Origin of the sequence: Thioalkalivibrio sp. ALgr3 (genome assembly GCF_000377325.1) — a bacterium.
Lineage (GTDB): Bacteria > Pseudomonadota > Gammaproteobacteria > Ectothiorhodospirales > Ectothiorhodospiraceae > Thioalkalivibrio.
The window spans coordinates 73916-84951 of record NZ_KB897983.1 but is presented as its reverse complement, the minus strand read 5'-3'; the positions used below and the strand labels follow the sequence as shown (position 1 = coordinate 84951).

Annotated in this window: 24 protein-coding genes; all 24 read left to right on the top strand. The window is 62.7% G+C overall.

All coding sequences use genetic code 11. The features are described from left to right. Nucleotides 1-468, top strand: a 468-nt coding sequence (locus C998_RS0109785; protein WP_018870685.1) for an EF-Tu/IF-2/RF-3 family GTPase, incomplete at its 5' end; no start/stop codon positions are given. 6 nt (nucleotides 469-474) lie between these two features. Further along, nucleotides 475-786 (top strand): 30S ribosomal protein S10, encoded by a 312-nt coding sequence (gene rpsJ / locus C998_RS0109780; RefSeq protein WP_018870684.1) that lies wholly within the window; start codon nucleotides 475-477, stop codon nucleotides 784-786. Between the two features lie 107 nt (nucleotides 787-893). Beyond that, nucleotides 894-1538 (top strand): 50S ribosomal protein L3, encoded by a 645-nt coding sequence (gene rplC / locus C998_RS0109775; RefSeq protein ID WP_026279564.1) that lies wholly within the window; start codon nucleotides 894-896, stop codon nucleotides 1536-1538. Between the two features lie 5 nt (nucleotides 1539-1543). Continuing rightward, nucleotides 1544-2149 (top strand): 50S ribosomal protein L4, encoded by a 606-nt coding sequence (gene rplD, locus C998_RS0109770; RefSeq protein WP_018870682.1) that lies wholly within the window; start codon nucleotides 1544-1546, stop codon nucleotides 2147-2149. Then, nucleotides 2146-2442: a 50S ribosomal protein L23 gene (rplW, locus tag C998_RS0109765; protein WP_018870681.1), complete on the top strand. Its 297-nt coding sequence runs from the start codon at nucleotides 2146-2148 to the stop codon at nucleotides 2440-2442. Before rplD ends, rplW begins: the two co-directional genes overlap by 4 nt. Nucleotides 2443-2444: 2 nt before the next feature. Then, entirely contained in the window at nucleotides 2445-3266 is an 822-nt protein-coding gene (rplB, locus tag C998_RS0109760; protein ID WP_018870680.1) for a 50S ribosomal protein L2, read from the top strand. Between the two features lie 12 nt (nucleotides 3267-3278). Further along, complete coding sequence (rpsS, locus tag C998_RS0109755) at nucleotides 3279-3551, top strand: 30S ribosomal protein S19 (protein WP_018870679.1); 273 nt, start codon at nucleotides 3279-3281, stop codon at nucleotides 3549-3551. 10 nt (nucleotides 3552-3561) lie between these two features. Continuing rightward, nucleotides 3562-3903, top strand: a complete 342-nt coding sequence (gene rplV, locus C998_RS0109750; protein ID WP_018870678.1) for a 50S ribosomal protein L22 — start codon at nucleotides 3562-3564, stop codon at nucleotides 3901-3903. A 2-nt stretch (nucleotides 3904-3905) separates the two neighbouring features. Next, complete coding sequence (rpsC, locus tag C998_RS0109745; RefSeq protein WP_018870677.1) at nucleotides 3906-4586, top strand: 30S ribosomal protein S3; 681 nt, start codon at nucleotides 3906-3908, stop codon at nucleotides 4584-4586. Nucleotides 4587-4596: 10 nt separating this feature from the next. Continuing rightward, a complete protein-coding gene (gene rplP / locus C998_RS0109740; protein ID WP_018870676.1) occupies nucleotides 4597-5010 on the top strand; it encodes a 50S ribosomal protein L16 in 414 nt (137 codons plus the stop codon). Continuing rightward, complete coding sequence (gene rpmC / locus C998_RS0109735) at nucleotides 5010-5204, top strand: 50S ribosomal protein L29 (protein ID WP_018870675.1); 195 nt, start codon at nucleotides 5010-5012, stop codon at nucleotides 5202-5204. The genes rplP and rpmC overlap by 1 nt, the downstream gene beginning before the upstream one ends. A 5-nt stretch (nucleotides 5205-5209) precedes the next feature. Continuing rightward, entirely contained in the window at nucleotides 5210-5476 is a 267-nt protein-coding gene (gene rpsQ / locus C998_RS0109730) for a 30S ribosomal protein S17 (protein WP_018870674.1), read from the top strand. Nucleotides 5477-5498: 22 nt separating this feature from the next. Beyond that, a complete protein-coding gene (rplN, locus tag C998_RS0109725; protein WP_018870673.1) occupies nucleotides 5499-5867 on the top strand; it encodes a 50S ribosomal protein L14 in 369 nt (122 codons plus the stop codon). Nucleotides 5868-5874: 7 nt separating this feature from the next. Further along, a complete protein-coding gene (rplX, locus tag C998_RS0109720) occupies nucleotides 5875-6189 on the top strand; it encodes a 50S ribosomal protein L24 (protein WP_018870672.1) in 315 nt (104 codons plus the stop codon). Between the two features lie 18 nt (nucleotides 6190-6207). Further along, on the top strand, nucleotides 6208-6747 hold the full coding sequence (gene rplE / locus C998_RS0109715; protein ID WP_018870671.1) for a 50S ribosomal protein L5: 540 nt from the start codon (nucleotides 6208-6210) through the stop codon (nucleotides 6745-6747). A 13-nt stretch (nucleotides 6748-6760) separates the two neighbouring features. Beyond that, nucleotides 6761-7066 (top strand): 30S ribosomal protein S14, encoded by a 306-nt coding sequence (gene rpsN, locus C998_RS0109710; protein WP_018870670.1) that lies wholly within the window; start codon nucleotides 6761-6763, stop codon nucleotides 7064-7066. A 12-nt stretch (nucleotides 7067-7078) separates the two neighbouring features. Further along, nucleotides 7079-7471: a 30S ribosomal protein S8 gene (gene rpsH / locus C998_RS0109705; RefSeq protein WP_018870669.1), complete on the top strand. Its 393-nt coding sequence runs from the start codon at nucleotides 7079-7081 to the stop codon at nucleotides 7469-7471. A gap of 10 nt (nucleotides 7472-7481) precedes the next feature. Further along, complete coding sequence (gene rplF, locus C998_RS0109700; protein WP_018870668.1) at nucleotides 7482-8012, top strand: 50S ribosomal protein L6; 531 nt, start codon at nucleotides 7482-7484, stop codon at nucleotides 8010-8012. A gap of 10 nt (nucleotides 8013-8022) precedes the next feature. Further along, complete coding sequence (gene rplR / locus C998_RS0109695; RefSeq protein ID WP_018870667.1) at nucleotides 8023-8376, top strand: 50S ribosomal protein L18; 354 nt, start codon at nucleotides 8023-8025, stop codon at nucleotides 8374-8376. A 24-nt stretch (nucleotides 8377-8400) separates the two neighbouring features. Continuing rightward, nucleotides 8401-8907 carry a 30S ribosomal protein S5 gene (gene rpsE, locus C998_RS0109690; protein ID WP_018870666.1) on the top strand — a complete coding sequence of 169 codons (507 nt, stop codon included), beginning with the start codon at nucleotides 8401-8403 and terminating at the stop codon, nucleotides 8905-8907. A 2-nt stretch (nucleotides 8908-8909) separates the two neighbouring features. Next, entirely contained in the window at nucleotides 8910-9089 is a 180-nt protein-coding gene (gene rpmD, locus C998_RS0109685; protein WP_018870665.1) for a 50S ribosomal protein L30, read from the top strand. A 1-nt stretch (nucleotide 9090) separates the two neighbouring features. After that, nucleotides 9091-9522 carry a 50S ribosomal protein L15 gene (gene rplO, locus C998_RS0109680; protein WP_018870664.1) on the top strand — a complete coding sequence of 144 codons (432 nt, stop codon included), beginning with the start codon at nucleotides 9091-9093 and terminating at the stop codon, nucleotides 9520-9522. Between the two features lie 2 nt (nucleotides 9523-9524). Further along, nucleotides 9525-10877 carry a preprotein translocase subunit SecY gene (secY, locus tag C998_RS0109675; RefSeq protein ID WP_019590827.1) on the top strand — a complete coding sequence of 451 codons (1353 nt, stop codon included), beginning with the start codon at nucleotides 9525-9527 and terminating at the stop codon, nucleotides 10875-10877. A 15-nt stretch (nucleotides 10878-10892) separates the two neighbouring features. Continuing rightward, nucleotides 10893-11006: a 50S ribosomal protein L36 gene (gene rpmJ, locus C998_RS14500; RefSeq protein ID WP_018935185.1), complete on the top strand. Its 114-nt coding sequence runs from the start codon at nucleotides 10893-10895 to the stop codon at nucleotides 11004-11006. Nucleotides 11007-11036 lie beyond the last annotated feature (30 nt).

The window sequence follows — 11036 nt, the reverse complement described above, 5'->3', positions numbered from 1 at the left end:
GGCGAGGAAGTGGAGATCGTGGGTCTGCACGACACGCAGAAGACCACGGTGACCGGCGTGGAGATGTTCCGCAAGCTGCTGGACCAGGGCGAGGCCGGCGACAACGTGGGCGTGCTGCTGCGCGGCACCAAGCGTGACGACGTGCAGCGCGGTCAGGTGCTGTGCAAGCCGGGTTCGATCACGCCGCACACCCAGTTCGAGGCGGAAGTCTACATCCTGAACAAGGAAGAGGGTGGTCGTCACACGCCGTTCTTCAACGGGTATCGGCCGCAGTTCTATTTCCGCACGACGGACGTGACGGGATCGGTCGAGCTGCCGGAAGGCACCGAGATGGTGATGCCGGGCGACAACGTGAAGATGACGGTGTCGCTGATCAGCCCGATCGCCATGGAAGACGGTCTGCGTTTCGCGATTCGCGAAGGCGGCCGCACCGTGGGCGCCGGCGTCGTCTCCAAGATTATCGAGTAAAGATCCATGGCTAATCAGCGTATTCGAATTCGGCTCAAGGCCTTTGACCACCGTCTCATTGACCGGTCAGCGGCCGAAATCGTGGAAACAGCGAAGCGGACCGGGGCGCGGGTCAAGGGCCCCATTCCGCTGCCGACCAAGCGGGAGTCGTACACGGTGCTGACCTCCCCGCATGTCAACAAGGACGCGCGGGATCAGTACGAGCTGCGTACCCACAAGCGCCTGATGGACATTATGGATCCCACGGACAAGACGGTGGACGCGTTGATGAAGCTGGACCTGGCCGCTGGGGTCAATGTTCAGATTCGACTTAACTAAGCGGAAACTTTCTGTCATAATATTGGGCTTTCCGTGGCCCGGCGTTCGGCGCCGGGCCACGACTTTGGGGCGCAGGGCCGCGCCAGCGATTACGAAGGGGTTGGAAAATGGCTCTTGGACTCATTGGTCGCAAGCTTGGAATGACGCGCGTGTTCACCGAAGAGGGCGCGTCGGTGCCGGTCACGGTGCTCGAGGTGGACAATAATCGCGTGGTCCAGGTGAAGCGTGCCGACAGCGATGGCTACGACGCGGTGCAGGTCACGGCCGGCTCGCGCAAGCCGCAGCGGGTGAACCGCGCGGCGAGCGGGCACTTCGCCAGGGCCGAAGTCGAACCCGGGCGGGGGCTCTGGGAGTTCCGCCTCGATGGTGAAGACGCCGAGGGCCTGAGCCCGGGCGACGCGATGACCGTCGATCGGTTCGAAGAGGGCCAGATGGTCGACGTGACCGCGCAGAGCAAGGGCAAGGGTTTCCAGGGGACGGTGAAGCGGCACAACTTCCGTACCCAGGACGCTACCCATGGTAACTCGCTGGCCCATCGGGCGCCGGGATCGATCGGGCAGAACCAGAGCCCGGGTCGCGTGTTCAAAGGCAAGAAGATGGCGGGCCAGATGGGCGCCGAGCGAAAGACCATTCAGAATCTCAGTGTGGTCCGGGTCGATGCGGATCGCGGACTGCTGCTGGTCAAGGGTGCCGTTCCCGGACCGTCCAGCGCGGACGTGATGATCCGGCCGGCAGTCAAGGCGAAGGGTTGATAACGATGCAGATGACAACAGCCGATACCGGGGCCAGTGTGGAGCTTTCGTCCGCCTGCTTCGAACGCGAGTTCAATGACTCGCTGGTTCACCAGGCCGTGGTGGCGCAATTGGCGGCCGCCCGCCGCGGTACCCGTGCGCAGAAAACTCGTTCGCAGGTTTCCGGCGGTGGCATCAAGCCGTTCCGCCAGAAGGGGACCGGCCGTGCCCGTGCGGGTACGATCCGCAGTCCGCTTTGGATTGGTGGCGGCAAGGTGTTTGCGGCCCGCACGCGGGATTTCTCGCAGAAGCTGAATCGGAAGATGTATCGCGCTGCGCTGGCGTCGATCCTTTCCGAGCTGGTGCGGCAGGAGCGGCTGAAGGTCGTTTCCAGCTTCAGCGTGGATAGCGGCAAGACGCGTGATGGCGTCGCCGCGCTGCGTCAGCTCGGGATGGAGTCCGGTCTCGTCGTGCTCGATGCCGAGGATGAGCGGACCGACCGGGCATTGAGGAACGTGCCGCGCGTGGATGTGGCGACCCTGGGCGAGATCGGTCCGGCCAATCTCGTCGGAGCCGAAACCGTGGTGATGACCGAAGCGACCGTGCGCCGGATCGAGGAGTGGTTGGCATGAATGGCCGTCTGATGCAGGTAATCCAGGGCCCGGTGGTGTCGGAAAAAGCGACGATGGCCGGGGAGGTCGGGCAATACGTGTTCAAGGTGCTGCCCGATGCAAGCAAGGCCGAGGTGAAGGCTGCCGTCGAGCAGCTCTTCGAGGTGCGCGTGGAAGGCGTGCGCACGCTGCGGCAGCAGGGCAAGACCAAGCGGTTCGGTCGTCAGTTCGGACGGCGGAATCACTGGAAAAAGGCCTATGTGTCGCTGGCCCCGGGCGAAAGCATTGACATGGGTGAAGGGGAGCAGCTCTGATCATGGCTATTATCAAGACCAACCCCACGTCGGCCGGTCGGCGGCACACGGTGCAGATTCGCGGAGACGGTCTGCATCGAGGCGAACCATATCCGGGCCTGGTCCAAAAGAAGCAGCGGACCGGCGGGCGCAACAACACCGGCCGCATCACCTCGCGGCATATCGGCGGCGGGCACAAGCAGCGCTACCGTACGGTCGACTTCAAGCGGACGAAGGACAATATCCCGGCTCGCGTTGAGCGGCTGGAATACGATCCGAACCGCAGTGCTCACCTGGCGCTTCTGCTGTATCGCGATGGCGAACGTCGGTATATCATTGCGCCGCGCGGGCTGAAGGTCGGGGATACCGTTTCGAGCGGCTCGCAGGCACCGATCCGGCCCGGCAACGCCATGGCGCTGCGGTCCATTCCGGTGGGCACCACAGTGCACGGCATTGAGCTGAAGCCTGGCAAGGGCGCGCAGCTGGTGCGCTCGGCCGGTGGCAGCGCGCAGGTGGTGGCCCGAGAAGGGCAGCTGGCAACGGTCCGGCTCGCGTCCGGAGAGATGCGCCGCATTCAGTCCGAGTGCCGGGCCGTGGTCGGCGAAGTCGGACACTCCGAGCATTCCCTGCGCAAATTTGGCAAGGCCGGCGCACGTCGCTGGCAGGGCAAGCGCCCGACGGTCCGCGGTACGGCGATGAACCCGGTCGACCATCCGCATGGGGGCGGTGAAGGCCGCAACTTCGGTCGCCATCCGGTAACCCCGTGGGGGCGCCCGACCAAGGGCTTCAAGACCCGTAACAACAAACGTACCGACCGCATGATTGTGCGTCGGCGCAAGAAGTAACGGAGCACGAGCATGCCGCGTTCACTGAAGAAAGGCCCGTTCGTTGACCATCACCTGCGCCAGAAGGTGGAAGTGGCGGCGGAAAAGAACGACCGTCGTCCGATCAAGACCTGGTCCCGGCGTTCGATGATCATTCCGCAGATGGTGGGTCTCACCATCGCGGTGCATAACGGGCGGCAGCATGTCCCGGTGCTCATCAACGAGAACATGGTTGGCCACAAGTTGGGCGAATTCGCCGCGACCCGGACCTTCAAGGGTCACATCGCCAACAAGAAATCGCGCTGAGGACGGTTTGATGGAAACGATCGCAAAACTCCGGTTCGCGCGGATGTCGCCGCAAAAGGCGCGGCTGATTGCTGACCAGGTTCGCGGCATGCCGGTGGAAAAGGCGCTGAACGAACTCACGTTCAGCCGCAAGAAACCGGCGGCCATCGTCAAGAAGGTGCTGGAATCGGCCATCGCGAACGCCGAAAACAACGACGGCGCCGACATTGACGAACTGCGCGTGTCGCGGATCCAGGTCGACGAAGGGCCGGTGCTGAAGCGCATGCAGGCCCGCGCGAAGGGCCGCGGCAACCGTATTCTTAAGCGCACGAGCCACGTGATCGTGGGTGTCAGCGAGAAGGGGGCGAAGTAAGCATGGGTAACAAGGTACATCCGACCGGCATTCGCCTCGGCATCTCGCGCCCGTGGTCCGCCACCTGGTATGCGGACGGCGAGGATTTCGGTGATACGCTGAACAACGACATCCAGCTGCGGGAGTTCCTCCTGAAGCGGCTGAGCCATGCGTCCGTGAGCCGTGTCATCATCGAGCGCCCCGCGAAAGCGGCGCACATCACGATTCAGACGGCACGTCCGGGTATCGTGATTGGCAAGAAGGGCGAGGACATCGAGAAGCTGCGCCGCGAAGTGGCGCGCGAGACGGGTCTGGACCAGGGTTCGGTCAAGATCAACATCGAGGAGGTCCGCAAGCCCGAAATCGAGGCCCAGCTGGTGGCCGAAGGTATCGCCCAGCAGCTGGAGCGCCGCATCATGTTCCGTCGGGCGATGAAGCGGGCGGTGGGCAACGCGGTGCGCCTGGGGGCGGAAGGCATCAAGGTGCATGTTTCCGGTCGCCTGAATGGCGCCGAAATCGCCCGGTCCGAGTGGTATCGGGAGGGTCGTGTTCCGCTGCATACGCTCCGGGCGGATATCGACTACGGATTCGCCGAGGCGCGAACGACTTACGGAATCATCGGCGTGAAGGTCTGGATCTTCAAGGGTGAGGTCTTCAGCCTGGAGCCCACCGAAGGCCGCCGCGCCGCGGCCAACGCGAGCTAGGACATAAGCCATGTTGCAGCCAAAAAGAACCAAGTTCAGGAAGCAGTTCAAGGGGCGCAACCGCGGTATGGCGTCCGTGGGCGCCAAGGTGAGCTTCGGCGAGTACGGGCTCCAGGCGGTCGAGCGCGGTCGGGTGAACGCCCGGCAGATCGAAGCCGCGCGGCGGGCGATGGTCCGTCACATCAAGCGCGGCGGCAAGATCTGGATTCGGGTGTTCCCCGACGTTCCGGTAACCAGCAAGCCCCTGGAAGTCCGCATGGGCAAAGGCAAGGGCGGCGTCGAGTACTGGGTATGCAAGGTCCAGCCGGGCCGCATGCTTTACGAGATGGAAGGGGTCAACGAGGATGTCGCGCGCGAGGCGTTTCGACTCGCCGCTGCGAAGCTCCCCGTCAAGACCGTGTTTACGCGTCGGCAGGTGATGTGATGAAAACGTCCGAACTCAGGAACAAGTCCGATCAGGAACTCGGCAGCGAGCTCGAGGCCCTGTACAAGGAACAGTTCGGTCTGCGCATGCAGCAGGCCGTCGGGCAGCTTTCGCGTCCCGACCGCATGAAAACCGTGCGGCGCGATATCGCCCGGATCAAGACGCTGATGAACGAACGCAGAACGGCGGGTTAACGAAGATGAACCAGGAAACGACGAAAACCCAGCGCTCCGTTGTGGGTCGCGTGGTCAGCGACAAGATGGACAAGACCCGCACGGTCGTGGTTGAACGGCGCGTTCGGCACCCGCTGTATGGCAAGTTCATTCGCCGGTCGACGAAGCTCCGCGTCCATGACGAAGAGAACGTGTCGAAGGAAGGCGATCGCGTACGGGTTCGGGAGTGCCGGCCCATGTCGAAACAGAAGCGCTTTGCCCTGATCGAAGTGGTCGGGCGCGACGCGCTGTGAACCGGATCCCGGGAGAACATCCATGATTCAGATGCAGACCGTCCTTGAAGCCGCCGACAATTCCGGCGCGCGCCGCATGCAGTGCATCAAGGTCCTGGGCGGATCCCATCGGCGTTATGCGCGGATCGGGGACGTCATCAAGGTGTCCGTCAAGGACGCCATTCCCCGGGGCAAGGTCAAGAAGGGCGACGTGTACAATGCCGTGGTCGTGCGTACCGCATCCGGTGTTCGTCGTTCCGATGGTTCGGTGATCCGGTTCGACCGTAATGCGGCGGTGCTGCTGAACAGCCAGTACCAGCCGGTCGGGACCCGTATCTTTGGCCCGGTGACCCGTGAACTGCGTGGAGAGAATTACATGAAGATCATTTCTCTCGCGCCGGAAGTGCTTTGAGGACGTCATGAAAAAGATTCGCAAGGGTGACGATGTCGTCGTGATCGCCGGTAAGGACAAGGGCCGGCGCGGCACGGTGATCAAGGTGCAGGACGACAAGGTCCTGGTGCAGAACATCAACATGGCGAAGAAACATCAGAAACCGAATCCCCAGCAGGGCGTCAGCGGCGGCATCATTGAGAAGGAGATGCCCATGCATATTTCGAACGTCATGCTGTACAACCCGGCGACCGCCAAGGGCGACCGGGTCGGGATTCGCACGCTGGAAGATGGCCGAAAGGTTCGGGTTTATCGCTCGAACGACGAGGTCGTGGACGCTTAACTGCAGGAATATCGGTTTATGGAACGCTTGAAAGAAGATTACGAGTCCAGGATCAAGCCGGCCCTGCAGGAGCAGTTCGGTTACGGCAACGTCATGGAGATCCCGCAGGTCACCAAGGTCACCCTGAACATGGGTCTTGGAGACGCGGTTGCTGACAAGAAGATCATCGAGCACGCGATGGGTGACATGACCGCCATCGCGGGGCAGAAGCCGGTCGTGACCCGGGCGCGCAAGTCCATTGCCGGATTCAAGATCCGCGACGGGTATCCGATCGGCTGCAAGGTGACGTTGCGGCGCCGCCAGATGTACGAGTTTCTGGATCGTCTGGTCAACATCGCGCTGCCTCGTGTGCGCGATTTCCGCGGCTTCAGCCCGAAGGCGTTTGACGGCCGCGGTAATTACACCCTCGGGGTGAAGGAACAGATCATCTTTCCGGAGATCGATTACGACCGCGTCGATCGCCTCCGGGGGATGGACATTACGATTACGACCAGCGCCAAGACGGACGCGGAAGCCCGGGCTCTCCTGGAGGCCTTCAACTTCCCCTTCCGGCAGTAAAGAGGTAAGAGGAATGGCCAAGGTATCGATGGTCCAGCGTGAGCGTAAGCGTGAACGCCTGGCGAAGAAGCACGCCGAGAAACGGCAGGAACTCAAGGCGATTCTCGTCGACGAGAACCGGTCTGGCGAGGAACGTCTGGAGGCGATGAACAAGCTGCAGAAGCTGCCGCGTGACTCCAGTCCCGTGCGGCAGAAGAATCGCTGTGCCGTGACCGGTCGGCCGAAGGGTTACTATCGCCGGTTTGGCCTGGGCCGAAACAAGCTTCGCGAGTACGCCATGAAGGGCGAGATTCCGGGGCTGCGCAAGGCGAGCTGGTAAGGAGAAACCGCCATGATGACCGATCCGATCGCCGACATGCTCACCCGGCTGCGCAATGCACAGCGTGCCGACAAGGAGCAGGTGTCGATCCCGTATAGCAAGAACAAGGAAGCGATTCTGCGTGTGTTCGCGGACGAAGGCTTCATCGCCGATTACCGCTCGGAAGGCGAAGGTGCTCGCAAGGTGTTGATCGCCACCCTGAAATATTTCCAGGGCCAGCCGGTGATCGAAACCGTACAGCGCATCTCGCGGCCGGGGCTGCGGATTTACCGCGGCAAAAACGAGCTGCCCCGCATCAATGCCGGTCTGGGTGTGGCCGTGATCTCCACGCCGCGCGGCGTGATGAGCGATCGCGCCGCACGCGAGATCGGTCAGGGCGGCGAAGTGCTCTGCAAGATCTACTGAGGACGATTCGATGTCTCGCATTGCAAATCTGCCGCTGGAGCTGCCCAACGGGGTGTCCCTCGATCAGCAGGGCGACCGCATCACGGTCAAGGGGCCCAAGGGGGAGATTTCCCTCTCCGTCCCCGAGACCGTGCTGGTCTCCGTCGAGGACAATACCGTGACCGTTCAGCCCAGCGAGAAGGCGAAGACCTACGCGATGGCCGGAACCATTCGGTCGCTGCTCGGCAATCATGTCCATGGCGTCAGCCAGGGCTTCGAAATCGTGCTGGAGCTGGTCGGGGTCGGATACCGGGCACAGGTTCAGGGCAAGAACCTGAATCTGACCCTCGGATTTTCACATCCGATCGACTTCTCGATTCCGGAGGGCGTGACCGTCGAGGCGCGTTCGCCCACCGAAATCGCGGTGCAGGGGCATGATCGTCAGAGCGTCGGCCAGGTGGCCGCCGATATCCGCGCGCTGCGTCCCCCGGAGCCCTACAAGGGCAAGGGCGTGAAGTACAAGGACGAGCGTATCCAGCGCAAAGAAGCCAAGAAGAAGTAGGTAGGCACCAGTGGACAAGAAACAGGCCAGAATCAAGCGGGCACGTCGGGCGCGGTACAAGATTCGCGAGCAGGGCGTTCACCGTCTCTGTATTCATCGCACGCCGCGGCACATGTATGCACAGCTCATCGCCCCCAATGGCGACAATGTGGTGGCCGCGGCCTCCACGGTCGAGAAGGACCTGCGTGATGCGGGTACCTACACCGGGAATGCGGATGCTGCCGCGCGCGTGGGTCAGAAGATTGCCGAGCGTGCGCGCCAGGCGGGTATCCAGGAAGTCGCATTCGACCGTTCCGGCTTCCGCTTCCATGGTCGGGTGAAAGCCCTGGCCGATGCTGCCCGCGAGGGCGGGCTCCAGTTCTAGCAGACGGACCCAGCGGAGATAACAATGGCACGTAATGATGTAAGTGAAGCCACCGATGGGCTCCAGGAAAAGCTGATCGGCGTCAACCGAGTCGCCAAGGTCGTCAAGGGCGGCCGGCAGTTCCGGTTCGCCGCGCTGACCGTGGTGGGCGATGGCGAAGGCCGTGTCGGCTTCGGTTATGGCAAGGCGCGCGAGGTCCCGCAGGCGATTCAGAAGGCGATGCAACAGGCGCGCCTCGAGATGCGGGATGTGGCGTTGCAGGAGGGCACCCTGCACTACGCCGTGAACGGACGCCACGGGGCGGCGAAGGTCTACATGCAGCCGGCATCCGAGGGTACCGGTATCATCGCCGGTGGCGCGATGCGCGCGGTCCTGGAGGTCGCGGGCGTCAAAAACGTGCTGGCGAAATGTGTCGGATCCCGCAACCCCATCAACGTGGTGCAGGCGACAATCAACGGACTGGCCATGGTGAACTCGCCCGAACTGATCGCGGCGAAACGCGGCAAGTCGGTCGAAGACGTGAAGAGCTGATCATGAGCAAACTCAAAGTCAAACTCGTGCGCAGTCCGGCGAATCGGATCCGCAGCCACAAGGCGACGGTTCGGGGGCTCGGCCTGCGCAGGATGCACAGTACCTCGGTGATCGAGGCGACGCCCGAGAATCTGGGGATGGTGCGCAAGGTGCGCTATCTCCTGGACGTAGAGGAAGTCTGAAATGCGACTGAATGAGATTGCGAGTCCGCAGGGTGCCCGTAAGGCCGGGAAACGGGTCGGTCGCGGTATCGGCTCCGGCCTGGGAAAGACCGGCGGACGTGGCCATAAAGGGCAGAAGTCTCGCTCCGGCGGGTTCACCAAGACCGGCTTTGAGGGTGGCCAGATGCCCCTGCAGCGTCGGCTGCCCAAGGTCGGCTTCCGCTCGCGTCGCCAGGCCGAAACGGCCGAAGTGCGCCTGAACGAACTGAACCGCGTTGGCGGCGAGGTCAGTCTGGAGACGCTGAAGCAGGCGGGTGTGATCCCGGCTGAGGCGCGTGCGGCGAAGATCTTTGCCTCGGGCGAGGTGTCCGGCGCGGTCACTGTCCGTGGTGTCCGGGTCTCCAGGGGTGCGCGCGCGGCGATCGAGGCCGCGGGCGGCAGCGTCGAGGTCTGATAATGGCGCGCGGACCGGCAGCCCGAGCGGGTGGTGGAGGCGGACTGACCGGCTTCACCGAGTTGCGCAAACGCCTGCTGTTCGTGCTGGGCGCGCTGGTGGTTTATCGGATCGGGACGTTCATTCCGGTGCCGGGCATCAATCCGGTCGCGGTTCAGCAGTTCTTTGAACAGCAAAGCGGCACCATCCTGGACATGTTCAACATGTTCTCCGGTGGTGCGCTGGAGCGACTGTCGGTCTTCGCGCTTGGCGTGATGCCGTATATCTCGGCGGCCATCATCATGCAGCTTCTGGCCGCGGTGGTGCCGTCTCTGCAGCAGCTGAAAAAGGAAGGGGAAGCCGGCCGCCGAAAGATCACCCAGTACACCCGGTATGGCACCGTGGTGCTGGCTCTGTTTCAGAGTATCGGGATCGGTATCGCGCTGAACGGGCAGACCATACAGGGCATGCCCATGGCGCTGAATCCGGGTCCGATCTTCATCTTTACGGTGGTTGTGTCGCTCGTTACGGGAACGCTGTTCCTCATGTGGCTGGGTGAACAGATCACGGAACGGGGCATTGGCAACGGCATTTCGATCATTATCTTCGCCGGGATCGTGGCGGGGCTGCCGGGCGCGATTGGCGGAACCCTGGAACTGGCGCGGACGGGCGAACTGGCTGCTGCCTTCGTGGTGATCCTGCTGATCCTGGCCCTGGCGGTGACCGCGTTCGTGGTCTTCGTGGAGCGCGGCCAGCGGCGAATCACGATCAACTATGCCAAACGGCAGGTGGGTCGCAAGATGGTGGGTGGACAGTCGTCCCACCTTCCGTTGAAGCTGAACATGGCGGGGGTGATCCCGCCGATCTTCGCGTCGAGTATCATCCTCTTCCCGTCGACGCTGGGTCAGTGGTTCGGACAGGCCGAAGGGATGGACTGGCTGCGGGAGATCTCGACCACGCTGGCGCCCGGACAGCCGTTGTACGTGGGCTTTTATGCCGCGGCGATCATATTTTTCTGTTTCTTCTATACCGCGCTGGTATTCAATTCGCGGGATACGGCGGAGAACCTGAAAAAACAGGGTGCGTTCATCCCCGGGATCCGTCCCGGTGTGCAGACGGAACGCTACATTGACGGGGTGATGACCCGGCTGACCGCGGTGGGCGCGGTGTACATCACCGCAGTGTGTCTGCTGCCCGAGTTCCTCATCCTGTACTGGAACGTGCCGTTCTACTTCGGCGGTACGTCGCTGCTGATCATCGTGATCGTGGTCATGGACTTCATGGCGCAGCTGCAGTCGCACCTGGTATCGCATCAGTATGAAGGCCTGATGAAGAAGGCGAATCTCAAGGGTTTCGGCGGGACCGGGATCCGCTAGCACAGGAGAAGGAAAATGAAGGTACGCGCATCCGTTAAGCCGATTTGCCGCAACTGCAAGGTGGTGCGTCGCAACGGGACCGTCCGTGTGATCTGTACGGAAGCCCGTCACAAGCAGCGCCAGGGCTGAGCTTGGCCGCTGACCGAAACGCTGATACTA

What these genes read in the sequence shown, in the direction of transcription:
- rplP (WP_018870676.1), top strand. Translation starts at nt 4,597, where the DNA reads ATGTTGCAGCCAAAAAGAACCAAGTTCAGGAAGCAGTTCAAGGGGCGC.
- rplC (WP_026279564.1), top strand. Translation starts at nt 894, where the DNA reads ATGGCTCTTGGACTCATTGGTCGCAAGCTTGGAATGACGCGCGTGTTC.
- rpsE (WP_018870666.1), top strand. Translation starts at nt 8,401, where the DNA reads ATGGCACGTAATGATGTAAGTGAAGCCACCGATGGGCTCCAGGAAAAG.
- rplW (WP_018870681.1), top strand. Translation starts at nt 2,146, where the DNA reads ATGAATGGCCGTCTGATGCAGGTAATCCAGGGCCCGGTGGTGTCGGAA.
- rpmD (WP_018870665.1), top strand. Translation starts at nt 8,910, where the DNA reads ATGAGCAAACTCAAAGTCAAACTCGTGCGCAGTCCGGCGAATCGGATC.
- rplV (WP_018870678.1), top strand. Translation starts at nt 3,562, where the DNA reads ATGGAAACGATCGCAAAACTCCGGTTCGCGCGGATGTCGCCGCAAAAG.
- rplX (WP_018870672.1), top strand. Translation starts at nt 5,875, where the DNA reads ATGAAAAAGATTCGCAAGGGTGACGATGTCGTCGTGATCGCCGGTAAG.
- rplF (WP_018870668.1), top strand. Translation starts at nt 7,482, where the DNA reads ATGTCTCGCATTGCAAATCTGCCGCTGGAGCTGCCCAACGGGGTGTCC.
- secY (WP_019590827.1), top strand. Translation starts at nt 9,525, where the DNA reads ATGGCGCGCGGACCGGCAGCCCGAGCGGGTGGTGGAGGCGGACTGACC.
- rplB (WP_018870680.1), top strand. Translation starts at nt 2,445, where the DNA reads ATGGCTATTATCAAGACCAACCCCACGTCGGCCGGTCGGCGGCACACG.
- rpsH (WP_018870669.1), top strand. Translation starts at nt 7,079, where the DNA reads ATGATGACCGATCCGATCGCCGACATGCTCACCCGGCTGCGCAATGCA.
- rpsN (WP_018870670.1), top strand. Translation starts at nt 6,761, where the DNA reads ATGGCCAAGGTATCGATGGTCCAGCGTGAGCGTAAGCGTGAACGCCTG.
- rpsS (WP_018870679.1), top strand. Translation starts at nt 3,279, where the DNA reads ATGCCGCGTTCACTGAAGAAAGGCCCGTTCGTTGACCATCACCTGCGC.
- rpsJ (WP_018870684.1), top strand. Translation starts at nt 475, where the DNA reads ATGGCTAATCAGCGTATTCGAATTCGGCTCAAGGCCTTTGACCACCGT.
- rplN (WP_018870673.1), top strand. Translation starts at nt 5,499, where the DNA reads ATGATTCAGATGCAGACCGTCCTTGAAGCCGCCGACAATTCCGGCGCG.
- rplO (WP_018870664.1), top strand. Translation starts at nt 9,091, where the DNA reads ATGCGACTGAATGAGATTGCGAGTCCGCAGGGTGCCCGTAAGGCCGGG.
- rpsC (WP_018870677.1), top strand. Translation starts at nt 3,906, where the DNA reads ATGGGTAACAAGGTACATCCGACCGGCATTCGCCTCGGCATCTCGCGC.
- rpmC (WP_018870675.1), top strand. Translation starts at nt 5,010, where the DNA reads ATGAAAACGTCCGAACTCAGGAACAAGTCCGATCAGGAACTCGGCAGC.
- rpsQ (WP_018870674.1), top strand. Translation starts at nt 5,210, where the DNA reads ATGAACCAGGAAACGACGAAAACCCAGCGCTCCGTTGTGGGTCGCGTG.
- rplD (WP_018870682.1), top strand. Translation starts at nt 1,544, where the DNA reads ATGCAGATGACAACAGCCGATACCGGGGCCAGTGTGGAGCTTTCGTCC.
- rpmJ (WP_018935185.1), top strand. Translation starts at nt 10,893, where the DNA reads ATGAAGGTACGCGCATCCGTTAAGCCGATTTGCCGCAACTGCAAGGTG.
- rplE (WP_018870671.1), top strand. Translation starts at nt 6,208, where the DNA reads ATGGAACGCTTGAAAGAAGATTACGAGTCCAGGATCAAGCCGGCCCTG.